This window comes from Enterococcus hirae ATCC 9790, assembly GCF_000271405.2.
Taxonomy (GTDB): Bacteria; Bacillota; Bacilli; order Lactobacillales; family Enterococcaceae; genus Enterococcus_B; species Enterococcus_B hirae.
Genome location: NC_018081.1, coordinates 1699270 through 1726136, shown reverse-complemented (window position 1 = coordinate 1726136; position 26867 = coordinate 1699270). Strand labels below are relative to the sequence as shown.

Annotated in this window: 27 protein-coding genes; 2 read left to right on the top strand and 25 right to left on the bottom strand. The window is 37.1% G+C overall.

Features of this window, described 5'->3' with window-relative positions; genetic code table 11:
• Positions 1 to 206: 206 nt before the first annotated feature.
• Positions 207 to 2552: a transglycosylase domain-containing protein gene (locus tag EHR_RS08230; RefSeq protein WP_010737963.1), complete on the top strand. Its 2346-nt coding sequence runs from the start codon at positions 207 to 209 to the stop codon at positions 2550 to 2552.
• Between the two features lie 89 nt (positions 2553 to 2641).
• Here the strand turns inward: EHR_RS08230 and EHR_RS08225 are convergent, their stop codons facing one another.
• The 4 genes from EHR_RS08225 to ccpA form a co-directional block, all read right to left on the bottom strand.
• On the bottom strand, positions 2642 to 3049 hold the full coding sequence (locus EHR_RS08225) for a hypothetical protein (protein WP_014834521.1): 408 nt from the start codon (positions 3047 to 3049) through the stop codon (positions 2642 to 2644).
• Positions 3015 to 4109 carry a protein kinase family protein gene (locus EHR_RS08220; RefSeq protein ID WP_042969931.1) on the bottom strand — a complete coding sequence of 365 codons (1095 nt, stop codon included), beginning with the start codon at positions 4107 to 4109 and terminating at the stop codon, positions 3015 to 3017. The genes EHR_RS08225 and EHR_RS08220 overlap by 35 nt, the downstream gene beginning before the upstream one ends.
• Positions 4085 to 4792, bottom strand: a complete 708-nt coding sequence (locus EHR_RS08215; RefSeq protein ID WP_014834519.1) for a hypothetical protein — start codon at positions 4790 to 4792, stop codon at positions 4085 to 4087. The genes EHR_RS08220 and EHR_RS08215 overlap by 25 nt, the downstream gene beginning before the upstream one ends.
• A 224-nt stretch (positions 4793 to 5016) precedes the next feature.
• Positions 5017 to 6018, bottom strand: a complete 1002-nt coding sequence (gene ccpA / locus EHR_RS08210) for a catabolite control protein A (protein WP_010718548.1) — start codon at positions 6016 to 6018, stop codon at positions 5017 to 5019.
• 207 nt (positions 6019 to 6225) lie between these two features.
• On the opposite strand from ccpA, the gene EHR_RS08205 reads away from it, so the two are divergent.
• Positions 6226 to 7329, top strand: a complete 1104-nt coding sequence (locus EHR_RS08205; RefSeq protein WP_010737965.1) for a M24 family metallopeptidase — start codon at positions 6226 to 6228, stop codon at positions 7327 to 7329.
• 81 nt (positions 7330 to 7410) lie between these two features.
• Here EHR_RS08205 and EHR_RS14610 read toward each other — a convergent pair whose 3' ends face one another.
• The 21 genes from EHR_RS14610 to prfB all read right to left on the bottom strand — a co-directional run bounded on the left by EHR_RS14610 (position 7411) and on the right by prfB (position 26862).
• Positions 7411 to 7542, bottom strand: coding sequence for a hypothetical protein (locus EHR_RS14610; protein ID WP_010718550.1), 132 nt, complete (start codon positions 7540 to 7542; stop codon positions 7411 to 7413).
• Between the two features lie 267 nt (positions 7543 to 7809).
• Positions 7810 to 8406, bottom strand: a complete 597-nt coding sequence (locus EHR_RS08200; protein ID WP_010737966.1) for a YtxH domain-containing protein — start codon at positions 8404 to 8406, stop codon at positions 7810 to 7812.
• 2 nt (positions 8407 to 8408) lie between these two features.
• Positions 8409 to 8849 carry a DUF948 domain-containing protein gene (locus tag EHR_RS08195; RefSeq protein ID WP_010718552.1) on the bottom strand — a complete coding sequence of 147 codons (441 nt, stop codon included), beginning with the start codon at positions 8847 to 8849 and terminating at the stop codon, positions 8409 to 8411.
• Positions 8850 to 8978: 129 nt separating this feature from the next.
• On the bottom strand, positions 8979 to 9917 hold the full coding sequence (gene galU, locus EHR_RS08190; RefSeq protein ID WP_010718553.1) for a UTP--glucose-1-phosphate uridylyltransferase GalU: 939 nt from the start codon (positions 9915 to 9917) through the stop codon (positions 8979 to 8981).
• Positions 9918 to 9931: 14 nt separating this feature from the next.
• Positions 9932 to 10957, bottom strand: a complete 1026-nt coding sequence (locus EHR_RS08185) for an NAD(P)H-dependent glycerol-3-phosphate dehydrogenase (RefSeq protein ID WP_010737967.1) — start codon at positions 10955 to 10957, stop codon at positions 9932 to 9934.
• Positions 10958 to 11000: 43 nt separating this feature from the next.
• Positions 11001 to 11831 carry a prolipoprotein diacylglyceryl transferase gene (gene lgt, locus EHR_RS08180; protein ID WP_010737968.1) on the bottom strand — a complete coding sequence of 277 codons (831 nt, stop codon included), beginning with the start codon at positions 11829 to 11831 and terminating at the stop codon, positions 11001 to 11003.
• Between the two features lie 14 nt (positions 11832 to 11845).
• Entirely contained in the window at positions 11846 to 12784 is a 939-nt protein-coding gene (hprK, locus tag EHR_RS08175) for an HPr(Ser) kinase/phosphatase (protein WP_010718556.1), read from the bottom strand.
• A gap of 190 nt (positions 12785 to 12974) precedes the next feature.
• Positions 12975 to 13325: a phage holin family protein gene (locus tag EHR_RS08170; RefSeq protein WP_010737969.1), complete on the bottom strand. Its 351-nt coding sequence runs from the start codon at positions 13323 to 13325 to the stop codon at positions 12975 to 12977.
• Entirely contained in the window at positions 13325 to 13633 is a 309-nt protein-coding gene (locus tag EHR_RS08165; RefSeq protein WP_010718558.1) for a PspC domain-containing protein, read from the bottom strand. Before EHR_RS08165 ends, EHR_RS08170 begins: the two co-directional genes overlap by 1 nt.
• Before the next feature lie 216 nt (positions 13634 to 13849).
• The gene (gene liaX, locus EHR_RS08160) at positions 13850 to 15421 is read right to left on the bottom strand and encodes a daptomycin-sensing surface protein LiaX (protein ID WP_010737970.1); all 1572 of its coding nucleotides are present in this window, start codon (positions 15419 to 15421) and stop codon (positions 13850 to 13852) included.
• Between the two features lie 241 nt (positions 15422 to 15662).
• On the bottom strand, positions 15663 to 16205 hold the full coding sequence (locus EHR_RS08155) for a hypothetical protein (RefSeq protein ID WP_014834518.1): 543 nt from the start codon (positions 16203 to 16205) through the stop codon (positions 15663 to 15665).
• A gap of 358 nt (positions 16206 to 16563) precedes the next feature.
• Positions 16564 to 17241: a phosphate signaling complex protein PhoU gene (gene phoU / locus EHR_RS08150; RefSeq protein WP_010718561.1), complete on the bottom strand. Its 678-nt coding sequence runs from the start codon at positions 17239 to 17241 to the stop codon at positions 16564 to 16566.
• Between the two features lie 12 nt (positions 17242 to 17253).
• The gene (gene pstB, locus EHR_RS08145; RefSeq protein ID WP_010718562.1) at positions 17254 to 18012 is read right to left on the bottom strand and encodes a phosphate ABC transporter ATP-binding protein PstB; all 759 of its coding nucleotides are present in this window, start codon (positions 18010 to 18012) and stop codon (positions 17254 to 17256) included.
• 15 nt (positions 18013 to 18027) lie between these two features.
• Positions 18028 to 18834, bottom strand: coding sequence for a phosphate ABC transporter ATP-binding protein PstB (pstB, locus tag EHR_RS08140; RefSeq protein WP_010737972.1), 807 nt, complete (start codon positions 18832 to 18834; stop codon positions 18028 to 18030).
• A 14-nt stretch (positions 18835 to 18848) separates the two neighbouring features.
• A complete protein-coding gene (pstA, locus tag EHR_RS08135) occupies positions 18849 to 19733 on the bottom strand; it encodes a phosphate ABC transporter permease PstA (protein WP_010718564.1) in 885 nt (294 codons plus the stop codon).
• The gene (gene pstC / locus EHR_RS08130; protein WP_010718565.1) at positions 19733 to 20653 is read right to left on the bottom strand and encodes a phosphate ABC transporter permease subunit PstC; all 921 of its coding nucleotides are present in this window, start codon (positions 20651 to 20653) and stop codon (positions 19733 to 19735) included. Before pstC ends, pstA begins: the two co-directional genes overlap by 1 nt.
• Positions 20654 to 20771: 118 nt before the next feature.
• Positions 20772 to 21626 (bottom strand): phosphate ABC transporter substrate-binding protein PstS, encoded by an 855-nt coding sequence (locus EHR_RS08125; RefSeq protein ID WP_010718566.1) that lies wholly within the window; start codon positions 21624 to 21626, stop codon positions 20772 to 20774.
• Between the two features lie 349 nt (positions 21627 to 21975).
• Complete coding sequence (cls, locus tag EHR_RS08120) at positions 21976 to 23424, bottom strand: cardiolipin synthase (protein ID WP_010718567.1); 1449 nt, start codon at positions 23422 to 23424, stop codon at positions 21976 to 21978.
• Positions 23425 to 24095: 671 nt separating this feature from the next.
• A complete protein-coding gene (gene ftsX, locus EHR_RS08115) occupies positions 24096 to 24980 on the bottom strand; it encodes a permease-like cell division protein FtsX (protein ID WP_277985448.1) in 885 nt (294 codons plus the stop codon).
• Positions 24973 to 25659: a cell division ATP-binding protein FtsE gene (ftsE, locus tag EHR_RS08110; RefSeq protein WP_010718569.1), complete on the bottom strand. Its 687-nt coding sequence runs from the start codon at positions 25657 to 25659 to the stop codon at positions 24973 to 24975. The genes ftsX and ftsE overlap by 8 nt, the downstream gene beginning before the upstream one ends.
• Before the next feature lie 104 nt (positions 25660 to 25763).
• Positions 25764 to 26862, bottom strand: a protein-coding gene (gene prfB / locus EHR_RS08105; RefSeq protein ID WP_178243920.1) for a peptide chain release factor 2 whose coding sequence is annotated in 2 segments (ribosomal slippage) — positions 25764 to 26789 and positions 26791 to 26862 — 1098 coding nt in all. Because the reading frame shifts where the segments join, the coding sequence is not laid out codon by codon here.
• Positions 26863 to 26867: the final 5 nt, after the last annotated feature.

Genomic DNA, 26867 nt, shown 5'->3' with positions numbered 1-26867 from the left:
GCTAATCTTTTTCTATTTTAACTGAACATATAGGGAAAGGAAAGTTTACGACTCGAAAACCGGTCTAGTGCTTTAAGTTTCTCGTTCACTCTATCATTCAGAAAAAGAAAGTTGAAATAATCCTTATAAAAATCACCATATCTGTTTTTTTGTTCCATTATTTGCTATAATTAGCGAAATAAAACTATTAGTTGAGGTGAACCCTTTTGCCACGTAAAGATACTCGGAAAAAGCAACATCGAAGGAAAAAGCAAAAATGGTTGGGATTAAACATCGCTTTTGGTGTCTTCCAATCACTGACTACTTTTATCGTCGTCCTTCTTCTGCTACTGGCAGCCCTTGGTGTTGGTATCGGAGCTGGTTATTTTGCCTATCTTGTTGAAGATACCGAAATACCATCCAAAGCAACCCTGCAATCAGAGCTTGGCAACATTACAGAAACATCTAAACTTGTTTATGCTGACAATTCTGAAATATCAAAGATCCAAACTGATTTAATGCGGACAGCCGTTCCTTCAGATCAAATTTCGCCTTTATTGAAAACTGCAATCATTAGTACTGAAGATGAGTATTTTGAGCGACATAACGGCTATGTACCAAAAGCTGTTTTGCGTGCTTTATTTTCTGAAGCAACTGGTATCGGTTCTTCCGGTGGTTCCACGTTGACTCAACAGTTAGTCAAACAACAAATCTTAACTGATGAAACAACATTCAAGCGAAAAGCAAATGAAATTTTATTAGCAGCACAAGTCGAGAAACACTTTTCCAAAAATGAAATTATTTCTATGTATCTAAATGTTTCTCCATTTGGTCGAAACAATAAAGGACAAAATATCGCTGGTGTACAAGAAGCAGCGAAAGGAATCTTTGGTGTTAATGCCAAAGATGTCAACTTACCACAAGCTGCCTTTATCGCAGGTTTGCCACAAAGTCCGATCACTTATAGTCCTTATACAAATACTGGGAGTTTAAAAGAAGACCTTTCAGCAGGATTGAATCGAAAAGATGTGGTTCTATTCAGCATGTATCGTGAAAATAAAATCACAAAACAACAATATGAAGAAGCGAAAGCTTATGATCTCACGAAAGATTTCTTACCACAACAGATTGCTGAACAAAGTGATCGTGAGTTTCTATATTATACCGTTATGGGTGAAGCCACAGAGATCATCACTAAACAATTAGCTGAAAAAGATGATGCAGATTTATCTGATAGTTCAGTCTATGATGCCTACTATCAAAAAGCACAACAAACGATCCAAAACAAAGGTTATACGATCCATTCAACGATCGATAAAAATGTTTATGCGGCAATGCAAGAAGCAGCAAAAAGTTATGGTCATCTATTAGACGATGGCAAAGCCACACAAGTTGAGACAGGAAATGTCTTGATGGATAATAAAACTGGTCGTATCTATGGTTTTGTTGGTGGTAGAAATTATCTACAAAACCAAAATAATCATGCTTTTGACACCCAAAGACAAGCTGGGTCTTCGATTAAACCAGTACTCGTGTATGGTCCAGCCATCGATATGGGGCTCGTAGGATCAGAATCACGTGTTTCTGATTACGCAACTACCTGGCAAGAAGGAAGTAACGCAGGAGAAAAAATCGTCAATGCAACGAATGAAGGTTCTAATACCTTCCAAACGATTCGAGAGTCTTTGGAATGGTCTAACAATATCCCTGCCTATCATTTATATCAGGATGTTTTAGAAAATGGTGGTTCTAAACAATATGCTTATGAAAATTACTTGGCAAAAATGAATTATCCAACCAACGATAATTGGAGCGTTGAGTCTGCACCTTTGGGAACCGTTGATGTAACGACTTTGGAACAAACCAATGGCTTCCAAGCTTTAGCTAATGGCGGGGTCTATCAAGAAGGTTATTTGATTGATTCAATTACTGATAACTCAGGAAAAGTCATCTACAAACATGAGGAAAAACCTGTAAGAGTGTATTCTGAAGCTACAGCATCAATTATGAATGATATGATGCGTAGTGTAATCACTGCGAAAATCACGACACCTTTTAAAGATGATATTACTGCTTTAAATCATGAACTGGGACAAGCGGATTGGATCGGCAAAACAGGTTCAACAAATGACTACCGTGATTCTTGGCTGATTGTTTCAACGCCATCTATTACGATCAGTAGTTGGGCAGGTCACGATGACAACACTGGAATGGACTCAAGAGCCCGATTACGTTCTTCTAGCTATTTAGCCAATCTCATTAATCAAGTATACCAAGCAAATCCAGCGATGTTCGGGACAAAGGATAAATTTGAATTATCTTCTGATGTCTCCAAGAAAAAAGTAGCATCCTTTACAGGACAACTTCCTGGTAAAGTTACTGTTGATAAGAAAACCATCGAAACACCAAGTCAGACAGTTGAATCGCTTTGGGCAAAAAATGGTCCAAAAAAATCAACATTCAAGTTTGGTGTCGGTGGAACGGATGAAAACTATAAAAACTATTGGGGAACTGCTTCAGCCTTTGCTCGAGAGCATCCAGCAAAAAAAGAAAATGATAAAGAAAAAGAATAACTCAGACTTTGTCAAATAATATTGATGAAACGCACCAACATTATTTGACAAAGGACCTAAAAAACAGTCGTCAATTATGGCGACTGTTTTTATCTTGTTAATTTTTCAGTAGCGCCCATACGCTTTTTTTCTTGCTGTTTGACTAAGTTCATTGCTTTATTCCTTTTTTGATCCACTGTTTGCTGTTGATGAGTATTTTTATCTGTAGTCGGTGAATATTTAGACTGATTTAGATCATTGGTAGCAGGTTTGCTTTTTTCTTTTTCATATGTGACTGGTTCCCATACCCCAATTTCAAACCACAGCGGGTTCGTTTCACTTGATTTCTTTAGGTTATCTGACTGTTGGTCATTTCCATTGATATTCATTGAGGGCTCAGCTTTTTCTAAATATAGGCTGGTTCCTTCTTTGAATTTAGGAGCAGTCAAGCTTTTAAAGGTGCTAGGGTTAAAACTATTTAGATCATTGGTAGCAAGGTTTGCTTTTTTCTTTTTCATATATGACTGGTTCCCATACCCCAATTTCAAACCACAGCGGGTTCGTTTCACTTGATTTCTTTAGGTTATCTGACTGTTGGTCATTTCCATCGATATTCATCGAGGGCTCAGCTTTTTCTAAAGGTAGGCTTGCATCATCTTTGTCTTTTCCTTTAAAGTCACCTGATTGCCGGTTATCCCCTTCTTTGACAGTCATCGCTTGCTTACTTTCGATTTCCCTACAATAATCGCTATTGTTTTCTCTATTTGGCTCTTCAGGACTTTGCATTTTACTTTCATCTTTATTCCAATTGGTTCTTTCGCTACTGTTCGTTTGTACTTCTATCCATACTTGTGGGTCATGCTGTTTTTGTTTCTCTTCTTCCAAACGTATGCTGTCAACCCTTTTTTGATTACGTTCATTTGAAGCTTCACGTCTTTTTCTCCATTTGTTGACAGGATCTAATAACTCAATAGATTGATTGTTTTGAAATTGGATGACTGTATCATTTTCCATGCTTTTTTTCAAAATATCGTTAAAATTGTCTCTAAACCGTCCATATATTTGACTTACTTTCCTACTAATGCTAACTAAAATAGCATCGATTTTACTGTCAGACAATTCACTTTTTTTCAAAGTAGAAAGATATTCAAAAGAATAACTCTCCGTATGTAAACCTATATGTTTTGCTAAGATATAACCAATCGCTTCTGATTTAAAATATTCTAATTGGTCTGGATAATCGGTACTAGTCCCTCTTGTCTTATGTATGGCTGAACGCATAAAGTTACTCAATGTTTGTTTATCATTCATCCCTGACTGAATCTCGATTGGCATATTTTTAAATTGGTTAATACTTTGGAACAAAATTTGGTAGAGAAATGAATCAACTGTTTGATTCCCTACATAGTATGCTGGTCTGGGTATTTCTTGCTTTTCCGCTAATTCACTAACATCGAAAACCTGTACTAGAAAAGAGGCTGTTAGTTTACTTTTTGTTTCTTTGTCGAAACGTACTTCTGTATGGTCTCTATAAAGTGCCTCTGGACCCAGTTTTAATTTTTTTCTAGTTTCTTCCATTCCTGAGCCTCGAGAGCCAATTGGACATCTGGTTTTTGGGCGATCAGGTTTTGGGTTATTTTTGAGTGTTGCCAAGGAAGATGCGCTGTAACAGATAAAAACTTAATAAAATTATCCTCTTCTAGAAAAGTTGAAAGTTGTTTTTTTCGATACGTTTCAATCCCTTCCCTATCCCCCCGTTTGTTCAAGCTTTGTATACTTTTATCGTCTATTCCCTCATTAAACCTAAGATTTAGTATATATTCAACTCCTTCTGGAAATAAGTCAATTGAGCTATCCCACTTAACACGTGCATTAATATGATGTGCCACACTTACAAAATAATAAAATTTTTCTATGATCTTTTCTTTATTTTCTTCTATAAACGGACGATATAATTCCATTCCCGGATCCTTAGTTACTATTACCAGTGAAGAATCAAGATATAAGGAATGATTAAAAACAAAACCTGGAGTACAGCGACGATTGTTCTTGTACTTCTCTTCCATTACTGGTAATGGAAATACAAAATCTGTAATAGCATTCTCTGTAAAAGATTTAATAGGAATATACCAATTTCTCCTATTTCTTTCCAATGCAAGATATGTCCTATTTAAATTTTCTAATATTATGTCTTTATACTTTGAAGTTTTTAACTCATCGTAAACATCAGGAAGCAGTTTCACAAAATAAAAATCTGACATTTATAACTTCTCCTTACAATTTAAATTTTCTCTTCTGATAGAGATTCCATTTCATTATACGGAATAAAAAGCTAAAATTTGTCCAAATTTTTACAAAAAAATAAATAGTTGTTCTTGTTAACTAGCTAAAAGCTTCAACGAATGTTTACTTATTTCAATCACTGAATCTTTTTAGAGGTTAAAAACACTCCACTAGCATCATCTAGTGGAGTGTTAATCACTTATTATTTCGTCGATCCTTTTTCTTCAATTCCATAAGGTAAGATAATTGTTTTTTCTTCAACTTCTTCTTTATTCATCATTTTTGTTAATAGACGCATTGAAACGGCACCTAAATCATACAATGGTTGTGTGATACTTGTTAGGCGTGGACGTGCAACTTCTGTTAACAATGAGTTATTACTTGTAATGATCTCAAATTCTTCCGGTACTTTCACACCCTTATCTAAAAGACCATCTAAAATACCGATAGCTAATTCATCATCTGAAACATAAACAGCTGTTGCGCCACTATTATGAATGCGATCAACTAGGGTTAATCCGTCTTTAAAGTTATACTCTGCTTCAAAGATCAAACCTTCGCTGTAAGGTAAATTATTTTCTTTAAGTGCTTCTTTATATCCTTTCAAGCGATTTTGACCATTGATTGGATCAATCAATGCCCCACTGACAAAGGCAATTTTTTTATTGCCATTCTTAGCTAATTTATTGACAGCATCCTTAGTTGCTGAAGTGTAATCGATATTCACACTTCCAACTTGTTCATCAGGGTCAATTGAGCCAGCCAATACTACAGGAGTCTTAGATCGAGAAAACTCACCACGGATTTCATCAGTGATATGATGTCCCATGAAGATCACGCCATCTACTTGTTTTGCTAACAAGTTATTTAATACATTCACTTCTTTTTGATCATTGCCGTCTGAATTTGCTAAAATGATGTTGTATTTGTACATTGTAGCAACATCATCGATCCCACGTGCTAAAGAAGCAAAAAACATATTGCTGACATCTGGAATGATTACCCCTACTGTCGTTGTCTTCTTACTTGCTAGCCCACGTGCAACAGCATTCGGACGATAGTCCAATCGATCAATGACTTCTAACACTTTTTTTCTAGTCGCAGGTTTGACATTCGGATTCCCGTTAACGACACGTGAAACAGTAGCCATCGAAACATTTGCCTCTCTCGCTACATCATAAATAGTAATTGTTTGCTTTTCCATTCTTGCTCTCCTGTTCATTTTTATATGTTTTCTGAAAATACGCTTTACATTTCTAAAACAGGATAACAAATAATACTCAAAATTGCAACCGTTTTACTACCGCTTTCATGAAAATAATTCATTTTTTCACTTTTATACGTTGGTCTTTGAAACATTAAGTGGTACAATTATCTAATAATTCAATAAATTAGAAAGAAGGATGCCAAAATGAATAACGTAAAAATCAACGAATTACGTAAATGGATGGCTCAAAATCAAGTGGATCTTGCCTATATTAGTGATCCAGGACACATCGCTTATTTTTCAGGATACGAAAGTGAACCCCATGAACGTGTCTTAGCACTATTTATCCCACTTGAACAGGATCCTTTTTTATTCACTCCGGCTTTAGAAGTTGAAGATGCACAAAACAGTGCATGGTCTTTTGATGTTCGTGGCTATTTAGACAGCGAAAATCCTTGGGAAATCATTGGGAAAGAAATTCGTCACCGTTATGGTCAGCCTGGAAATATCGGAATCGAAAAAAATGCGTTAACCGTTGATCGTTTCGATGCCATTTCAGATGTTCTAACTGGTTCTGACAACTTTACTGATTTAACAGCAATCATTCAACGTCTCCAATTAATCAAAACGTTGGAAGAAAAAGACCAATTACTTGCTGCTGGTAAATGGGCAGATGTTGCCTTTGAAATCGGCTTTAAGGCAGTAAAAGAAGGTGTTACTGAGCAAGCAATCATTGCAGAAATCGAATATCAACTAAAAAAACAAGGTGTTTCGCAAATGTCGTTTGACACGCTCGTTTTAGCTGGTAAAAACGCAGCAAGCCCCCACGGTGCTCCAGGCAGCACAAAAATTTCGCCTAATGAACTTGTTTTGTTTGATTTAGGTGTTGTTTGGGATGGTTATTGCAGCGATGCTACTCGAACTGTAGCCTATAAAAAACCAACTGAATTTCAGGAAAAAATTTATCAAATCACACTTGAGGCACAATTAGCTGCCCAAGCAGCTGTACGTCCCGGCGTAACGGCTGCCGAACTAGATCAAATTGCAAGAAATGTAATCAATAGCTATGGCTATGGCGAATACTTCAATCATCGTCTAGGTCACGGAATCGGAACCACTGTCCATGAATTTCCTTCCCTTGTAGCAGGAAATGATTTAGTCATCGAAGAAGGCATGTGCTTCTCACTTGAACCAGGAATCTATATCCCTGATCAAGTAGGTGTTCGAATCGAAGACTGTGTCTATGTGACAAAAGACGGCTGTATTCCATTTACAACTACGCCAAAAGAATTATTGGTTATTGAGTAAGGTCGTGAAAGAAGCGGTTAACTCCGAACGAATAAGCGATGATTTTTTAAAATAGCTTCTCTTATTTTAGAAAATTATCGTTTATTGTTGAGGAGTTGCTTCTTGAACGCCGTTTATCACTTCTACATCTATTAATGAGTCTAGGGTGACTGTTAGTCCTAGACTCATTTTTTTCTTATCTTCAACCTCACTAATCGTTGTTGGCTCATTCATACCAAAGAGCTCTGGTTACCAATAGATTATACGAATTCTTCTGATCATTCTGGTTCTTTTATAGTGTCTTCACTCTCATGGTAATAAGCATGCTATCAAGTGATTACGCAAATTAGACCTTTACATTATGTATTATTCTAGCAATTATCAAACAAAAAAATATCAAAGCTAGGAAACTTTGCTAGCTTTGATATTCATCACTTGTTCCGTTCGATTAACTGAAATCGAAAAAGTATCTATTAATTACCTACTAAAAATAGAAATTGGCTATTTTCCATTGTCAGTAAATGTATCTTTTAAATCTTCTTTTTTAGCTTTGACATCTTCTTTAGCCATATCTGCCATTGCTTGCGCATCTTTTACGACTGGTTTTGCTTCAGCAATGCCTTCTTTGACTGTTTGTCCAGCTTCACCTGCAGCATCTTTCGCATTGATCATCATATCTTCAGATGCATCTTTAACTGTTTCATTCATTTGTCCGACTGGCTTTTTAAGCTCATCTGCTGATTTCTTGAAGCGATGAGAAAGATCTTCTGATTGTTCTTTTAATGTTAATAAAATGTCTTCAGACTCATCTTCGACATCATTTGCAGAATGATTGACTTTATTTTTCACGCTACCAGCTAAGTCACCAGCTTGTTGGGATAGATCTTGCGCTTTTTCTTTTGCGATGTCTGTTAATGTCGCTGATTTTTCTTTTGCCATATCCGTGTAGTCTGAAGCCATATCAATTAAATCATCTGCTTGTGCAGCAAGTTCATCGCGTAGTTCTTTTCCTGACTTTGGTGCTAATAATAATGCTGCGACTGCCGCTGCTGTCCCACCAATAACTGCTCCTAGTAAAAATCCACCTTTTTTTGCCATAATTAAATTCCTCCAGTCTTTTCTGTATGTTTTTTATTTTTGAAAAACTTTAAAGCTGTGCCACCAACTTTTCCAGCCACGGTAGCTTTAGCTGTTGTACGCCCAATCCCACCAACTTTGGTTACGATATTTTTACTTGATGTATTCAATTCTGACACGCTTTCACTTAAATCTGCGATAGCTGTAAATAATGGATCAATCGTTTCTACTTTCCCATTGATGTCTAAAAGCAATTCATTACTTTTGACTAGTAAACCTTCCACCTGCCTTGACAAAAGATCGACATCTTTGGTGACGACTTCAATCGTCGTATTTGCTTCTGCCACTGTTTGATCCACTTTTTCTAATGTTTTTGATAATTGTAACAATACTCTTATGATAAAAACAACGAGGACTGCAAATGCGATGGCCGCAATCAGCCCAGCAATTTCTCCGCCTGTCATACTCGAACTCCCTTCTGATACTCTTTCTATAAGCATAGCATTTTCGCATTTTTTAAACAAATAAAAAATAGCAAAGCTTCAACTACTTTTTTTGGATAAGAGCAGTTGAAGCTTTCATTGCTAAAAAATTTATTTTTTCAGCTCATCTTTTGATTCAATTTTTTTGTTGTCTTTTTTTGGTACCATCGTTTGATCAGCTTCTAATTGTTTCCCTAGCTCTTTGATATATTCTTTTAATGGTTCGCCGACTTCTGGATGAGTCAAGCCGTATTCGATACTGGTTTTCATGAAACCAAACTTGTCACCAACATCATAGCGTTTGCCTGTAAAGTTACGAGCAAATACTCGTTGTGTTTTATTCAATGTATCAATCGCATCTGTCAGTTGGATTTCATTCCCAGCACCTGGTTGTTGTTCTGCCAAAACATCAAAGATTTCAGGAGTTAATAAATAGCGTCCAATAATAGCTAAATTACTTGGTGCTTTACTTGGGTCTGGTTTTTCAACGAAGTTTTTAACATTGAACAATCCTTCTTCTAATTCTTCACCAGGATTAATAATTCCGTATTTAGACGTATCTTTTTGTGGCACTTCCATCACTGCGATTGTTGATGCATGTGTCCGCTCATAGTCATCAATCAATTGTTGTGTCAAAGGTACTTCATCTTCCATGATATCATCACCTAACATCACAACAAAAGGTTCATTACCGATAAAAGCACGGGCTTGTAATACAGCATGTCCTAACCCTTTTGGATGAGATTGACGAATGAAGTGTAGATTTACATCAGTTGTTTCTTCAACCAACTTCAATAATTCTGTTTTCCCTTTTTCACTCAAATTCGTTTCTAACTCGATATTTGAATCAAAATGGTCTTCGATTGGTCGTTTTGCTTTCCCAGTGACGATCAAAATGTCTTCGATCCCTGATTTAAGTGCTTCTTCTACGATAAATTGAATCGTTGGTTTGTCAACGATTGGAAGCATTTCTTTTGCCATCGCTTTTGTTGCAGGTAAAAATCTTGTTCCTAAACCTGCTGCTGGAATAACTGCCTTTTTTACTTTCATTTGTCATCTCTCCTCTAAAAAATTAATCGTGAAAATTCATTTTCTTTTTTTCCATCTCGCAACATGATTTCTCTTGCCGCAATTTGTACATTTTTATTTTCATAAAGTACTTCATAAATTGTTTGAGTGATTGGCATGTCTACACCTACTTGCTGAGCAAGTTCTTTTGCGGCTTTTGTCGTATGGACACCTTCCACAACCATCCCCATATTTTCCAATACTTCTGACAGTTCATGCCCTTTACCTAACAAATTGCCCGCTCGCCAATTTCGCGAATGGATACTAGTACAAGTAACGATCAAATCGCCCACACCACTAAGACCAATAAAAGTCAATGGGTTGGCACCCATGGCAACACCTAAACGACTGATTTCAGCTAAACCTCTAGTCATAATAGCAGCTTTTGCATTATCCCCGAAACCTAATCCGTGGATTGCTCCTGCACCAAGAGCAATAATATTTTTCAATGCAGCCCCCATTTCAACCCCAATCACATCAGGGTTGGTATAAATCCTAAAATAATGATTCATGAATAACTTTTGGACAAAGGAAGCTGTTTTTTGATCTGTGCTAGCAGCTGTGATCGTAGTAATGTCATGATTTGCTACTTCTTCTGCGTGACTCGGACCAGATAAAACAGCAATGGATTGACGTTTGTCACTCGGGATCTCTTCTAAAAGAATTTCTGAGATCCGTTTGTGTGTTTCCTGTTCTAGACCCTTGCTTGCATGGATGATTACAGGCTTGGTATTCAATTTAGTGACCACCTCTTGTGCTACAGAGCGAATGGCTCGTGTCGGAATCACGAATAACAAGGCATCAATATCTTGAACTGCCTGTTCCAACTCACTAAAACCACGGATTGACATTGACAAATGATAGTCGGGTAAATATTTTTGATTGGTGTGTTGTTGGTTGATCTCGTCTATTTGCGATTGACGATGTCCCCATAGGCGAACATCATGTCCATTTTCAGCAAGAACTTGCGCAAGAGCTGTCCCCCATGAGCCAGCTCCTAAGACTGCCACCCTATATTTCATTTTACCACTCCTGCTATTTTTTTCATTTTTTTAGCTCTGTAAATTAGATAATCATTTGATTTTTACCAAAAGTGCGATCGTAATCTGGTAGATTTCCTTTTTTTCTACGCCAGATAAACAGAATAATTGTTCCAACGAATAAAAAGGCTGACAACAATTGGGAGATACGAATAACACCTAAGAAGTATAAACTATCTGTCCGTAATCCTTCGATAAAAAAGCGCCCGAAGCTGTACCACATCACATAAACAAGTAAAACTTCTCCTTTTTTCAGTAAATGCTTTTTGTTTCTTAAAAATAGGAGTAGGATAAAGCCAATCAAACTCCAAACGGATTCATATAAAAAGGTAGGTTGACGATAAAAACCTTCAATGTACATATTATCAATTATGAATCTTGGGATATGAAGATTTTCTAAAAAGATTCTCGTCGTGACAGGGCCATAAGCTTCATGATTCATAAAATTTCCCCAACGCCCAATTGCTTGAGCGAGTAGGACACTTGGTGCGGCAATATCTAAAAATGTCCACATGGAAATAAAGTGGTATTTGGTAAAGAAATATAAAGTAATGGCACCTGCGATCAATCCACCATAAATAGCTAACCCGCCAGAACGGATATTGAATATTTGAATAGGATCAGCTATATATTGTGGTAAATCAAATAAAATATAGTACAACCGTGCCCCAATAATTGAAAGTGGCAATCCCCACAACATAAAATCAGTGATATCCTCAGATTTTAAGCCAACACGTACGGCTTCACGGCTACTTAGCCACATGGCAATAATTATTCCCGATACAATGATCAAAGCATACCAATAGATTGGTATTCCTAAAAGATTGAACGCTACCCGATCGATTTGCGCTATCATGTTTCCACTCCTTGCTATTGTGCCCCTGAATTTTCTTCGATCAGACGACTTAATCTTTCTTCAAACGTTTTTGTTGCATCAAATCCCATCGTTTTTGCTCGGAAATTCATTGCTGCGACTTCGATGATGATGGCCACGTTTCGTCCAGTTTTGACAGGTATTTTTATTTGTGGAATCCCCACTTCTGCAATTTCCACAGAAGTATCTTCAGAACCTAGTCGATCATATTTTTTGTCCTTCGCCCAGGCTTCTAAATAAACGGCTAACTGCACTTGCATTGAACCACGGACAGCACTTGCTCCAAACAAGTTCATGACATCAATGATTCCGATCCCTCTGATCTCTATCAAGTGTTCTAAGATTTTTGGTGGTTCACCAATGACTGTCAGTTCATCTTGTTGATAAACATCTACTCGGTCATCAGCAATCAGGCGATGACCACGTTTGATTAATTCTAATGCGGTTTCACTCTTACCAATTCCGCTATCCCCTTGAATGAGTACACCTAACCCATAAACATCGACTAGCACACCATGAACGCTCGTTCTAGGAGCTAAACGACCATCTAAATAACTAGATAATTCTCCAAGCAAACGTGATGTGGAGATTGGTGAACGTAAGACAGCCATACCGTATTCGTTGGCTGCTTGAATCATTTCTTCAGAAGCTGGAAGCCCCCGAGAAATAATGAATGCTGGCATATCCTCACTGCACAATCTTCTCATGATCATCAGTCTTTCTTCCGGCATCATCCGTTCAGCAAAGCTAATCTCTTTGCTCCCAAATAATTGTAAACGATCATGTGAATAATAATTAAAATAACCGGTCAATTCTAAACCAGGTCTTGAGATGTCACCAGTTACGATAACACGCTCCAAACTCTTTTCATCACCAGTCACTATTTCTAATGATAATTTTTCTACTAATTGGCTTACTTTTACAACTTCTGCCATTCGTGCTACCTCATTTCTATTAGAGTGTTCCTTCCCATTTTATCATTGTCTGACAAAAAGTACTACCAAATAAAAAAACGTTTTTATTTTAAATTCACTTTTTTTATAAAACAAAGCAAAAAGGTACAACCAAGGAATTTAAGACATTTCCCATGGATGTACCCTTTTAGTCATTATCGATTGTTCACGTTTACCTTCTACTATTGTGTTCACTGACAATCATATTCACCACTGACATGATCACAGCAATCAAAAAAGCTGAACCAAAGGAAGCAAAATTAAAATTAGATGCTCCAACAAAAAAGGAAGTCATCTTCAAGATTGCCGCATTGATGACAAATGTGAACAAGCCCAGTGTCACTAAAGTGAATGGTAGTGATAAAATTGTTAGAATAGGTTTAATGAACATATTCAAGATGGACAATACGAAACTTGCTAAAATAGCTGTCCAAATACTATCTACATAAATCATCGTCGGAAAAATCACTGCCAGAGAGATGAACGTCAACGTATTCACGATGAGGCGCTGAAGATAAGACATTAGAAGTCACTCCATTCGTCATCATTGACCTTTTCCGCCTCTTTACGTTTTTTTGTTTGTTCATGATGATAATTATTATTTTGATAATATTGGTTTTCATGCCCATAACGAGTCTGTTTGTTTCGTCCAGAAGGGATGAGCAAAGCCAATAAAATATATAAGATAACTGGACTTCCAAATGCCACTAAGCTTAGGAATACATAGATCACACGAACTACCGTTGGATCAATTCCAAGATATTCTGCAATCCCAGCTAATGTACCAGTCAAAACAATATTTTTATTTGATTTTGTCAATTTTCTTTTCATTTTACTTTCACCTCTGTTCTATTCATTTTAATGGAAGAAAAAGAGTGTGACAATAGATAAACTGTTCATTCTCACTACACTTTTTCTCCAAAGATTTTTGCTTTTCCTCGTTAAAGGAACGAATGACCAAGTATCATCGTTTAATAGTGAACGTACATCCCACTTATCAATCCTGCTTTCGATTGTTAGAATAAGCTAACTCACCGGTTGATTACTTTATTGATCCGTATCTTTTAAATAAATACTACCAGTCGTAGTCGATAATTGGATTCTAGCTACTTCATTTTCAGAGAGACGACGGAACTGTAGTAATTGATTGGTCCGTTCTTTTTTTTCACGGATTACTTCATAATCAGTCAGGCGGCTGTTGATGCTGCCTAAACTTGTTTTCGCATTACCTTCCATGCCAATTCCTGTTGGTAAAGCTACTTTGACATTGCCATTGACTGAACTTGCTTCAATTTTTTTCAAATGTTCTTCTTTCATTGTCAACCGTACATCCCCATTAACGAGAGAAACGGAAAGATTTTCAGGGGTTGTTCCTACAGTGACCGTACCATTCACTGTTTCGATGATCGAATCTAAGATTGCACCTGATTGAACATCGATATTCCCATTAACGCCTTCAATTTCAAGCATGGTTGCTTGTAATTTTTGAATGACGATATTTCCATTTGTCGATTTGGTGTACACATCTTTACCTTCTAAGTCGTTAATCGTAATATTCCCATTTAACAATTTGATTGCTGTATGGTCATATACTCGTTTTGGTAAATAAAAGACTAGATCCGCACGTACACGTTTATTTGGAATTTGGAATGAGACATGCTCATCATTGACTTCAATTTGACTACGTTCTAAGAATGCCTCGAATGGTTCTGCATTCATTTTACCGTATAATTTGATTTTAGCTTCAACTTTCACATCTTCACTTTCCCAAGTTTTCAATGTGACATTTCCGTTTGCAGCTTTGATATCAAGAATACTTGCTGCAGGTGCTTCATAATAAAATTCGTGTTCAAATTTTGTCGTTGCGATACCTGGTACACGGAGATTGACATCTTTCCATTCCATGTTTTCATTAACTGTTTCCGATACCGTTTGGAATGTCTTCCGCAAAAACTTGCCTAGCTGAGAACCAGCTTCAGACATTTTTTCTCCAACTTGGTTCAATGTATCGTTGGCTTGTTCTTTCCAGTCATCTGGTAACTCAAATTTATCAGCAATTGTTTCTTTCTTTTCTGTCCATTGGTTTTTGCGAATATCTTTTAATTCTGCTTCTAGTTTCAATTGTTCTTCTGTTAATTGTTCACTCGCAGCTTCTAATTCCTTGATCTCAGATTCAAGAGTCTTTCTTTGGAGAAGCTCATCTTCTGTTAGTTCATCCAATTCTTCTTTGGTATTCAGCTGCATCAATGTTTCCTGTTTGTCATTGCGTGCCGCTTTATTTTGTGCTAACTTTTCATTCACTTCGTCTAAATGAGCCGACGTTTGATTTGCTTGTGTTGCTAACTCATCTAAGATACGTTCCAAATTTTCTTGATCTTCTTTTTCATTTTGTTTTGGATCGGCATTAAAATGGATTTCTTCTGATGTGCCATTTTCCAATTCATCGATCAATTGAGTTGCTTGATCTTTTTCTTTATGACTAGCAGTTACTTTATCTGCTTCTTTTGCGATTTGCTTTTCATCTTTCTCAGTTGCCATGCTTTCTAATAAATCTAAGCCCTCTTCAGTGGAAAGGATCCCTTTTTTAACTAAGTCTAAAATACGTTCTCTTTCTTTCATGGAAATTGCCTCCTTAAGCAAATATAGTTTGCAAGCTTTTCCTTACATTCATATTATGCACGGAATGGAAGAAAAAGTCATAGGACTTAAGTTGTAACTTTTTCTCCAACTTGAGTTACTGAACGATTTACTTCCCATTGAACCAGCCAATAATGCTTTAAAAACAATATTTCTTTCCCTTTTTATGGCAAGAAATATTGTTTTCTATTTTTTTATGAATTATGTATGAATATTATGGATATTAAAAAAGCAATTGGATAAATGACCATAAATAGCGTATAACACGAAACAGGATAACTAGTAAAAATATATTTCCGACAATAAAACGTCCCATATTACCAATACTTTCTTTTAAATTACTAAATGTAAACCGACGCAAAAAACGTGGCATTGAATGATAGCCGTTTCGCTTCAAACGAAACTTTTCTTCATAGGTTAGTTCAAGCATATCATAATAAACAATTTGAAGTGGTTCACGCGGAAAAAAGGACTTGGAGAATCCAACCATCAATGTATACTGTTTATTCCTTGACGGCAAATTACGCATACCAGTTTTGTTAATCCTGACACTCTTGTCTTCAAGATCATTATAGCTATACTCTGCTTCTTGGATCTTAACGATTTTTGCTTCTGGTTGATTTATCTCTAGATATTTTTGATAGACCTCTGGAAATTTTTGTTTTTGCAGATAAAGATAAATACCTCCCCCAGCAATGATTATCATCAGTAAAACATTATAAAGCAAATGTTCCTGAAAGATGCCTGTATAAGCCAGAACAATCACGAGTACGAATGCTAAGATTAGAATTCGCTTTCAATAATAACTTTGATACATTCTTTTGATTGTCCGCTCATAATAAGCAAAATCTTGCTCAACAAATTTCATCTTCTTTCACTCCTTTTCATCTCTATGCTCTTATTATAATTGAACGAGTTGAAAAAACAAAGACTAGTCGCTGAATTTCGATTATACAAATGACAATTAGTCTTGACCTTTTTCTCTCAGAGAAGTCAGCAATATTCACTCTAAGTCTTCAAGTTACAAAAAAACCGAAGAATTCCTAGGATATTTCCTATTTTGGAATTTTTCGGCTTATTTCTTATAACTCACACGTTGATCGTTACTTTCCAATCTTCAAGAGTTAGAAAATTTCGTTATGATTTGAGTTTAATTCGGTGATTTTTCCTGTAGCTAGATACACGATCCATTCACAAATATTCGTTACATAATCGCCAATCCGTTCTAAGTAGCTGGCAACATTTAGATAATCTGTCCCACTGATGACTGTTTCTGGATCAGACTGCATATTTTTGATCGTTGCATTGTAGATGCGATTGAAATAATCATTGACCCGTTGATCCATATTTGCGATCGTTCGAGCATCTTTTTCATCCGTTTTGACGTAAGCAACCAACACATTGTCCACCATTTTTTTGACATAATCAGACATATCAGAGATTTCTTTTTCGATCTCTGGGATTCTGGTTTGACCTTTCACACGGATCGTTGATTTGGCAACTGAAACCGCATGATCTGCCATTCGTTCCAAATCAGAACTAGCTTTCATCACGGTAATAATCATCCGTAAGTCTGTAGTCACTGGTTGTTGCAAAGCAATCATTTCAAAACTTTTTTTCTCTAAACGTGTTTCCATGTCGTTGATTTTAATATCATTTTCGATCACTTCTTGAGCAAGTGCTTTATCATGTTTGATATAAGAACGAACTGATTTATGCACTGCACTACTTACCATCATCCCCATCTCATAAAATTGATTATGAAGGTTAAGTAGTTCTTCTTCAAACTGTGTACGTAACATTTCGTTTCCTCCTTATCCAAATCGCCCTGAGATATAGTCTTCCGTTTCTTGTTTTTCTGGAGTCATAAAGATTTTTTTCGTATCATTGAACTCAATTAAATTCCCATCTAAGAAAAAGGCTGTTTTATCAGAAATCCGTGAAGCTTGTGACATATTATGCGTAACTATAATCATAGTATATCTTTCCTTTAATTCCAAGAGCATGCTTTCGATTTTCCCAGTAGAAACAGGATCAAGCGCACTAGTTGGCTCATCTAACAAAATAATTTCTGGATTGACGGCTAACACTCTTGCAATGCATACCCGTTGTTGTTGACCACCTGATAAGGATAAGGCACTTTTATGCAGTTTGTCTTTGACATCATCCCACACAGATGCAGCCTTTAAACTTTCTTCGACTACTTGATCAAGGACTTTTTTATCTTTTTCGCCTTTTAGTTTTAACCCATAGATCACATTTTCGTAAATCGAAAAGGGAAAAGGATTTGGTTGTTGGAAGACCATTCCAATTTCTTTACGCAATTCAACAATGTCCGTTTTAGGGCCATAGATATCTTTTCCTTTATACAGGACACTTCCAGTGATCGTCACACTCGGTATCAAATCATTCATTCGATTCAATGAGCGTAGATAAGTTGATTTACCACAGCCAGAAGGACCAATCATCGCTGTGATTTCGCCTTGATTGAAGCTTAGATCGATTCCTTTTAACGCTTCTTTTTTTCCATAATATAAGTGAAGATCTTTTGATGAGATAATTTCTTTTGTCATAACGAATCCTCCGTCTTACCCAAAATGACCCGATACATAATCTTCGGTCGCTTTAATTTTTGGTCTAGTAAATATCTTATTCGTTTTATCGTATTCGATCGCTTTTCCTAAGTAGAAAAAGGCAGTATAGTCACTGATACGAGCTGTTTGTTGCATGTTATGGGTCACAATGATGATCGTGTAATCATCTTTTAGATTCACTAATGTTTCTTCCACTGTCCCAGTAGAAATCGGATCAAGTGCGCTGGCTGGTTCATCTAATAACAAGATATCCGGTTTCATCGCAATCGCACGTGCAATACATAAACGTTGTTGTTGACCACCTGACAAGGCTAAAGCACTTTTATCCAGGCTATCTTTTACTTGATCCCATAATGCGGCTTGTTTCAAGCTGGTCTCAACGATCTCATCTAATTTCTTCTTGTTCTTTTCGCCATGTTGCTTCAATGCAAACGTGATATTTTCATAGATTGATTTACTAAATGGATTTGGTCGTTGGAAAACCATTCCGATTCGCTTACGCATCTCATAGACATCAATTTGTGGTGCATTGATATCGACATCTTTGTACATGATTTTACCAGTCACCTTAGTATTTGCGATCCCATCATTCATCCGATTCAACGAACGTAAATAAGTTGACTTCCCACAGCCAGAAGGACCGATTAAAGCTGTGATCTTATTCTTTTCAAATTCCAGATCAACACCTTTGATCGCTTCGTTGTCACCGTACCAAACATGAAGATCATCTGTATAAAGGGCAATTTCTTTTTCTTGACCCATTGTGATGATATTTCTTTCATTCCAATTATATTCTTTCATCTTACTTCTTCTCCTTAAGCTGAAGTCATTTTCCGGTATAAACGTTTACCAATCGCACGAGCACCAAAATTGAATAGTAATACTGCGATAATTAAGACCGCTGATGCTCCAGCAGATACTGATACACCATCTGGCATCGTTCCTTCCGTATTGATTTTCCAAATATGAACAGCTAGTGTTTCAGCTTGACGGAAAATACTGATTGGACTAGAGACACTCAATGGATTCCAGTTTGAGAAATCAAGTGCAGGCGCGCTTTGCCCAGCTGTATAGATCAAAGCTGCTGCTTCCCCAAAAATTCTCCCTGAGCTTAAAATGACTCCTGTTAAAATCCCTGGAGTTGCCTCAGGTACAACTACACGAATCACTGTTTCCCAACGTGACAAACCTAATGCAAGCCCTGCCTCACGCTGTGTGTAATGCACCGCTTGTAAAGATTCTTCTACCGTTCTCGTCAATAGAGGTAAGTTAAAAACTGTTAAAGCTAGTGCCCCAGAGATAATGGAGAAGCCATACTGGAATTGGATAACAAAAACTAAAAAGCCAAACAAACCAACAACTACAGATGGTAATGAGCTTAATATTTCAATTGAAGTACGGATAACATCAGTCAACCAGTTTTTACCAGCATATTCAGAAAGGTAAATACCGGCTCCTAAAGAAAGCGGAAAACTAATGATCATCGTGATCAATAATAAATAAATCGAGTTAAATAATTGGATACCGATTCCGCCACCTACTTGATAGGCTTTTGATGGTTCAGTTAAAAATGACCAAGAGATATGAGGAATTCCTCGAACTAAAATATATAAAAGTAACGCAGCTAAGATCAATACAATAATTCCCGATATTGCATAAAGGACTCCTGTTGCGATTTTATCAGAGCGTTTTGCGTTCATTATTTCAATGCCCCTTTCTTACCAATCATTCGGATCACGATATTAAAGATTAATGACATCAATAGCAAGATCAAAGCTAATGACCATAACACGTTGTTTTCAATTGTTCCCATGATCGTATTTCCGATCCCCATTGTTAAAATCGACGTCAATGTTGAAGCAGGAGTTGTTAATCCTGTTGGCATCAAGGCAGCATTCCCGATGACCATTTGGATCGCTAATGCTTCACCAAATGCACGTGCCATACCAAATACAACGGCTGTCAAGATTCCCGGTACAGCAGCTCGTAAAACGACTTTATAGATCGTTTGCCAACGTGTAGCTCCTAAAGCTAATGATGCTTCACGATAATGACGCGGCACAGCTTTTAAGGCATCGACTGTCATAGTCGTCACAGTTGGTAAGATCATGACAAACAAAACAAATGTCCCAGCTAAAATACCAAAACCAGTTCCGCCAAAAATGTTTCGGATAAATGGTACGATGACTGATAATCCAATAAAACCATAAACAACAGATGGAATGCCAACTAATAGTTCAATAACTGGTTGCAAGATTTTTGTGCCATTTTTTGGAGATATCTCTGTCATGAAGACCGCTGCACCGATGGCAAAAGGTGTCGCGATGATCGCAGATAAAAAAGTAACGATAAACGAACCAGCGATCATTGGTAATGCCCCGACCATCGGTTTACCATCTGCACCAATTTGTCCAGGATTCCAATTCGTTCCAAACAAGAAATCAAATACGTTGATCTTATCAACGAAAAAGGTCGCTAATCCTTTACTTGCAACAAAATAAAAAATGGCTACTACTACTAGAACGATCAAGGCGATACATAAGAAGCTGATGAATTTACCACGCTGCTCCATTTTTGAACGTTTTGATTTTGTTAATAATACTTTTTTCACATCTTCCACAGATGATTCCCCCCCCAGTAAGGTTTAACATACTTATACAGTGTACAAAGCGAACATCAATTTGAGTTTAATAACATGTAAAATTTATGCGAAGTTTGTAAAGATTGTGTAAAGATGATTATTTTACAATATTTCCTTCCCAATCACGTTCTACTTGCATACGTGAAACCGGAATATAACCTAATTCACCTACGATATTATTTTGAACTTCTTCTGATAGCATGTAGTTTAAAAACTCTTTCGTTAACTGTTTTGGTTGATTTTTTGTATACATATGTTCATAAGCCCAAATGATCCATTTATTGGTCGTAACGTTGTCATCGGTTGGCTCTACACCATCAATACTCAAAGTAGCCACATCGTTGGTTACATATGAGAAAGCGACATAACTAATTGCTCCTGGAGTATCTGCAACGATTTGTCGCACCATTCCGCTTGAATCTTGTTCTTGCGCACGAATCGCCGTTTCTCCATCAAGGACCCATTTTTCAAAAGTACTACGTGTCCCACTTCCTGATGCACGATTTAAAATAACCACTGGTTGGTCTTTCCCGCCAAGTTCTTTCCAGTTGGTGATTTCACCCGTAAATAACTTCCGTAAGTTTTCCATTGAGATGTCTTTAACGCCCACTTCCTTGTTAACGATCGGTGTGATCCCAACTACAGCCACTCGATGATCAACTAAAGCAGATGCATCGATTCCAGATTTTTCCTCCGCAAATAAATCAGAATTCCCGATATCTACTGCTCCAGATTGGACTTGAGATAATCCAGTTCCACTTCCTCCACCTTGGACATTGATGAATTTCCCAGGGTTTGCAGCCTGAAAAGATTCAGCGACTGTTTCAACTAATGGTTGCAATGCGGAAGACCCGACAGCTGTAATGGATTCTCCTCGATCGATCCATTTTGAACAACCTGATAAAAGAATAGTTAATCCTATTATTGGTAAAAGTAATTTTAATTTTTTCATTTAGAAATCTCCTTCAGTCCTAAAGTAAGTTCATTTTAACATTTAACAAAATACTTGAAAACGAATTAAAATTATAAAATAACAAAAATAATGATTATTAATAAAAAAACACTATCTCATTAGGTTATTCTATGCTATACTGGCTTTGAAATGTGTCTCTTTATCAAACATTATCTAACTTATTTCTTGCTTTCCCCAAAAACAAGAAGTACCCCAAAGTTAGTTTTGTTCCTGTGAGACGCTTTCTCCATTTCTGACAGTTTACAGAAATGGCCCCGACAGAAAAAGGACATGAGCTGACGTCTTAGACGCCTCCCTCATGTCCTTTTTGATTAGCTGGAAGTAGCAATTATAATAATGGCGAGATCAATCGTGCCAAACCTTCTTTTAATTTGATGATAAATCCTCGATTTTCATAGCGTTCTTTGGTTAACAGTTGTGACTTTCTTGAATCAGCAAAGAAAGCTTTTCTTACGTGAGTCGCCATTCCTTCATCATAGATCAACGCATTCACTTCAAAGTCTAATTTGAATGAACGGACATCAATATTTGCTGAACCAATTGAAACTATTCCACTGTCAATGATCATGGTCTTAGCATGGATAAACCCATTTTCATAGGTTTCGATCACTGCACCATATTCGATTAGTTCTGCTGCAAAAGAATAAGTTGCCCAATAGACTAACGGATGATCAGGTTTATTGGGAATCTGAATCTGAACTTTGACACCAGAAAGCAAGGCTAATTTCAATGCTTCATGAATGGATTCATCTGGGATATAGTAAGGCGTTTGAATCAATATTTCTTTTTTTGCTAATGAAATCATTTTTAAATAAGTCAATTTGATTTGTTCATGCTCAGAATCTGGGCCACTTGTGACGATTTGAAGTGCTAAAGTGCCTACAGAATCAATTTTTGGGAAAAATTTTGGTGCATAGCTGACTTCTTTCACGTGCTGCGAGTTCCAATCCATCAAGAAACGATTTTGTAGCGTATAAACTGCTTCCCCATAGATTCGCAAATGATTGTCTCGCCAATAACCAAACTTTGAAACTTCTCCTAAATATTCGTTTCCTACATTGAATCCACCAGTATAACCAATTTTCCCATCGATAACAACGATTTTGCGATGGTTTCGATAATTGATTCGTGGATTGATATAAGGGACAAATAGTGGAAAGAAAAAAGCGACTTCACCACCAGCTACCTGTAATTCGTGGAAAAATTTTGCATTTACTTGGGTAGACCCCCAAGCATCTAATAATACACGGACTTTAACCCCTCTTTGAGCTGCTTCAGTCAGCGCGTCACGCACTTCCTTACCCAGAGCATCGCCCCGATAAATATAATATTGTAGATGGATATGATCTTTTGCCTGCTTGATGTCTTCAATCAATGCATCAAATTTTTCTCGTCCATCCGTAAATAAAGTCACTTCATTTCCAGTTGTGTACAATGTACTTTCAAACACTGTCAGCATATAGATTAGTTGCTTGACATCAACTTGTCCTGTTGGTGGATGCGGATAAAGTCCTCGCATCAAGGCTTGTTTGTCTTCTTCAATTTCCAAGTTCTTCCCGATTTTCCCTTGGATCTTCAAATCAAAGATCTTGTCTTGTGAAATACCTCTGCCAAAAAAGATATATAAAAGAAAACCGACAATCGGAATAAACATTAATACTAACAACCATGCCCATGTCTGAGCGGTTTCTTTTCGTTCACGAAAAACAATGACAATTGATAATAAGATATTCGCAATTAAGATGATCGTAAAAAAATTATCAACAACTACTCTCATGGCTCACCTCTTCACTTTTACACCTACTTAAGAATAGCCGAGATGTTTTTTAAAGTAAAGTGAAAGTATCAGACAGATAATGATCTCAATGAATTAAAATACCTACTGCTGTACCAATATGACCTCCTATTGATCATTACTTGATATTATTTTTTTATTTTATATTATGAGACAAAAAATGATAGCGTTTTACAAAGAGATTGAGACAAAAGTGTTTAGCATCAAGAAATAAGAAGGAATTTCCGAAAATTGACAAGAAACACAAAAACTAGTTTTTGATGTTGATTGTTATCTACTTGGTGCTTCTCAAATTTTTGGTAAATTTCGGCAAATTTTCCGAAGATGCTGCTTTTGTCTCACCGTGAACAAGAGGTCGTGAAAGAAGCGTTTAGCTCCGAGCGAATAAGAGAGGATTTTTTAAAATAGCTCCTCATATTTTAGAAAATCATCGCTTATTGTTGAGGAGTTGCTTCTTGAACGCCGTTTATTCGTTTTTAGAGATACTAGAAGAGACTGAGACGAGTTTTGTCCCAATCTCAACTAAAAAAGCAGACAGAAAAATGAATTTCTGTCTGCTGATTCATTGAATCATCCATTTAAACTTTAAAGTTGTTGGATCTTCTTGAAACAACTCGTTCCATCCTTTCATATGGTGAAACGATGGAAATGAATTAAAACTTCAAGAATCTTCTCATCGAAATAATTGATCCTAATGAACCGATAATGATTCCGATCCCAGCCATCAAAGCGTTGATTTTCCACACGATATCCTGTGGTTGGATCAAGGAATAGTGGGAGCGCAATAATGAAGGGTTAAGCATTCGGAATACTTCTTGGTACCCAAATGTAATCAGCAATACCGGAATAATTGCACCGATCAAACCAATCCAACCACCTTCTAAAAAGAATGGCCAACGAATGTAGCCGTTTTTGGCACCAACTAATCGCATGATTTGAATTTCTTTTTGGCGAGATAAGATCGTGATTCTGATTGTATTTGAAATCAAAAACATTGCAATAAACAATAATAATGCTGCTGCAGCTAAGCCCCATGTTCGAACGGTTCCTGCAAGCTTAAGAATTTTATCTGAAGACGTTCCACCGTAATCCGCGCGAGAAACATTCGCTAATTTTCCGGCTTCTTGAGATACTTGTTTCGTATAAGAAGGTTCTGACGTTTGAACGACATAAACATCATATAACGGGTTGTTATCTCCTTCAAATAAACTCCATGAATTCCCCATAGCATCCTGGATCTTTTTCAACTCTTGGTCTTTACTTGAGAATTTGACACTTTTGACGTGATCAATCTCTTTTAATTGTTTTTCAAGATTCTTCATATCTTTTTCATTCGTGCCAATATCAACGAAAACAGAAACATCTACGTTGCCTTCGATATCTTCGGCTAGTTTCGTTGCATTCATGATCACAGCCATGAATACCCCAACTAATGTTAATGTGATCGTCACGGCACTCACTGAAGCGACAGTCATCCAGCCGTTACGCTTTAAACTCTTGATACTCTCTAATAAATGTCGGAAAAAGGTTCTAATCATCGTATCCATATTCCCCTTCCGCTTGGTCACGTATGATTCGTCCATTTTCGATGGCGATCACTCGATGACGAATTGTATTCACGATCGTACTGTTATGGGTTGCCATAACGACCGTTGTCCCTTGAGCATTGATTCGGTCCAATAACTTCATGATCTCCCAAGAATTCTCCGGATCTAGATTTCCTGTAGGTTCGTCAGCAATCAATACTTTCGGCGTATTTACGATTGCACGGGCAATCGATACCCGTTGCTGTTCCCCACCAGATAACTCACTTGGAAAAACACGCACTTTATGTTTCAATCCAACAAGATCTAACACTTCCATCACACGTTTTTTGATATCTCGTGGTTTTCTACCGATTACTTGCATCGCATAAGCGACATTTTCGTAAACTGTTTTTCTCGGCAACAGTTTGTAGTCTTGGAAAACTACCCCGATTTCTCTGCGTAAGTAAGGAACATCTTTGTTTTTGATTGCCATTAAATCATGACCAGCAACATTTAAGGTTCCTTTTGACGCTTTTTCTTCTCGATACATCAATTTGATGAATGTAGATTTCCCAGCCCCTGATGGACCAACTACATAAACGAACTCTCCTTGATCGATAACAACCGATAAATTTCGGATTGCAGTCGTACCATTTGAGTACTTTTTCATGACATCCTTCATTTCAATCATGGCGTTCTCTCCATATCTTTTCTCAGTCTCTCACCATTATAGCATGGTAATGTTTCATCTTGCTTTCAAAATCTTACAATTTTATTTCAATTAAAGTCAACTATTTAGAGGTGCATTTTTAAATATCCGTCAATAAATAAGTCTAAATCGCCATCCATTACAGCTTGAACATTACCAGTTTCTACGTTTGTCCGGTGATCTTTTACCATTGAATATGGATGGAAGACATAGGAACGAATTTGTGAACCCCAACCAATTTCTTTTTGCTCCCCACGCAATGCTGCAGCTTCTTGTTCTTTCTTTTCAACCTCAAGTTGATACAACTTCGCTTTCAACATGCTCATTGCTTGTTCTCGGTTTTTTAATTGTGAACGCTGCGCTTGACTAGCTACGACCGTTCCTGTTGGAAGATGAGTGATCCGAACGGCAGACTCTGTTTTATTGATATGTTGTCCTCCGGCACCGCTTGCTCGGTACGTATCGATCTTCAAGTCATCTGGGTTGATGGCAACATCAATCGTTTCATCTAGTTCTGGCATCACATCGACCGAACAAAACGAAGTGTGGCGCCGTTTGGCTGAATCAAATGGGGAGATCCGAACAAGACGGTGGACACCTTTTTCCGATTTTAAATAGCCATATGCATTATGCCCTTTGATCAGTAAAGTCACACTTTTTATTCCTGCTTCATCCCCTGCTTGGTAATCCAATGTTTCCACTTGGTAGCCATGTTGTTCTGCCCAACGTGTATACATGCGTAACAACATACTTCCCCAGTCTTGGGATTCTGTACCCCCTGCTCCAGGATGAAGTTCGACGATTGCATGGTTGCGATCATATGGACCATCTAAAAGCATGGCTAATTCATACGTCTTCATTTTTTCGTCTAATAGTTGGATTCTATCTTCTGCTTCTTGTTGCATTTGAGCATCTGGTTCTTCTTGCAACATTTCTACCATTAGGGCTAACTCTTCTAATTCTTCAGCTAACGCATTGAATTGATCATACGTTTCTTTATTTGTGTTGTTTTCATTGATCACTTTTTGTGCTGCTTCGCTATCATCCCAAAAACCAGGCTCTGCCATTTTGGCTTCAGCTTCAGCGATGTCTTCTTCCAACCGATCTAAGTCAAAGAGACCTCCTGAAACTTGTGACCTTTTCTTCCATCTCAGCTAATAAGTTACGGATTTCTGAAATCTCCATAAACT

Bases quoted from the DNA above. Each gene is read 5' to 3' on its own strand.
- EHR_RS08205 (WP_010737965.1), top strand. From the start codon at position 6,226: ATGAATAACGTAAAAATCAACGAATTACGTAAATGGATGGCTCAAAAT.
- hprK (WP_010718556.1), bottom strand. From the start codon at position 12,784: ATGGCAGAAGTTGTAAAAGTAAGCCAATTAGTAGAAAAATTATCATTA.
- liaX (WP_010737970.1), bottom strand. From the start codon at position 15,421: ATGAAAGAAAGAGAACGTATTTTAGACTTAGTTAAAAAAGGGATCCTT.
- phoU (WP_010718561.1), bottom strand. From the start codon at position 17,241: ATGTTACGTACACAGTTTGAAGAAGAACTACTTAACCTTCATAATCAA.
- galU (WP_010718553.1), bottom strand. From the start codon at position 9,917: ATGAAAGTAAAAAAGGCAGTTATTCCAGCAGCAGGTTTAGGAACAAGA.
- pstB (WP_010737972.1), bottom strand. From the start codon at position 18,834: ATGAAAGAATATAATTGGAATGAAAGAAATATCATCACAATGGGTCAA.
- EHR_RS08200 (WP_010737966.1), bottom strand. From the start codon at position 8,406: ATGGCAAAAAAAGGTGGATTTTTACTAGGAGCAGTTATTGGTGGGACA.
- EHR_RS08215 (WP_014834519.1), bottom strand. From the start codon at position 4,792: ATGTCAGATTTTTATTTTGTGAAACTGCTTCCTGATGTTTACGATGAG.
- ftsX (WP_277985448.1), bottom strand. From the start codon at position 24,980: ATGATTAGAACCTTTTTCCGACATTTATTAGAGAGTATCAAGAGTTTA.
- EHR_RS08220 (WP_042969931.1), bottom strand. From the start codon at position 4,109: ATGGAAGAAACTAGAAAAAAATTAAAACTGGGTCCAGAGGCACTTTAT.
- pstB (WP_010718562.1), bottom strand. From the start codon at position 18,012: ATGACAAAAGAAATTATCTCATCAAAAGATCTTCACTTATATTATGGA.
- EHR_RS08170 (WP_010737969.1), bottom strand. From the start codon at position 13,325: ATGTCTTATCTTCAGCGCCTCATCGTGAATACGTTGACGTTCATCTCT.
- cls (WP_010718567.1), bottom strand. From the start codon at position 23,424: ATGAGAGTAGTTGTTGATAATTTTTTTACGATCATCTTAATTGCGAAT.
- EHR_RS14610 (WP_010718550.1), bottom strand. From the start codon at position 7,542: ATGAATGAGCCAACAACGATTAGTGAGGTTGAAGATAAGAAAAAAATG.
- ftsE (WP_010718569.1), bottom strand. From the start codon at position 25,659: ATGATTGAAATGAAGGATGTCATGAAAAAGTACTCAAATGGTACGACT.
- ccpA (WP_010718548.1), bottom strand. From the start codon at position 6,018: ATGGAAAAGCAAACAATTACTATTTATGATGTAGCGAGAGAGGCAAAT.
- EHR_RS08165 (WP_010718558.1), bottom strand. From the start codon at position 13,633: ATGAAAAGAAAATTGACAAAATCAAATAAAAATATTGTTTTGACTGGT.
- lgt (WP_010737968.1), bottom strand. From the start codon at position 11,831: ATGATAGCGCAAATCGATCGGGTAGCGTTCAATCTTTTAGGAATACCA.
- pstA (WP_010718564.1), bottom strand. From the start codon at position 19,733: ATGAACGCAAAACGCTCTGATAAAATCGCAACAGGAGTCCTTTATGCA.
- EHR_RS08225 (WP_014834521.1), bottom strand. From the start codon at position 3,049: ATGAAAAAGAAAAAAGCAAACCTTGCTACCAATGATCTAAATAGTTTT.
- EHR_RS08185 (WP_010737967.1), bottom strand. From the start codon at position 10,957: ATGAAATATAGGGTGGCAGTCTTAGGAGCTGGCTCATGGGGGACAGCT.
- EHR_RS08195 (WP_010718552.1), bottom strand. From the start codon at position 8,849: ATGACAGGCGGAGAAATTGCTGGGCTGATTGCGGCCATCGCATTTGCA.
- EHR_RS08125 (WP_010718566.1), bottom strand. From the start codon at position 21,626: ATGAAAAAATTAAAATTACTTTTACCAATAATAGGATTAACTATTCTT.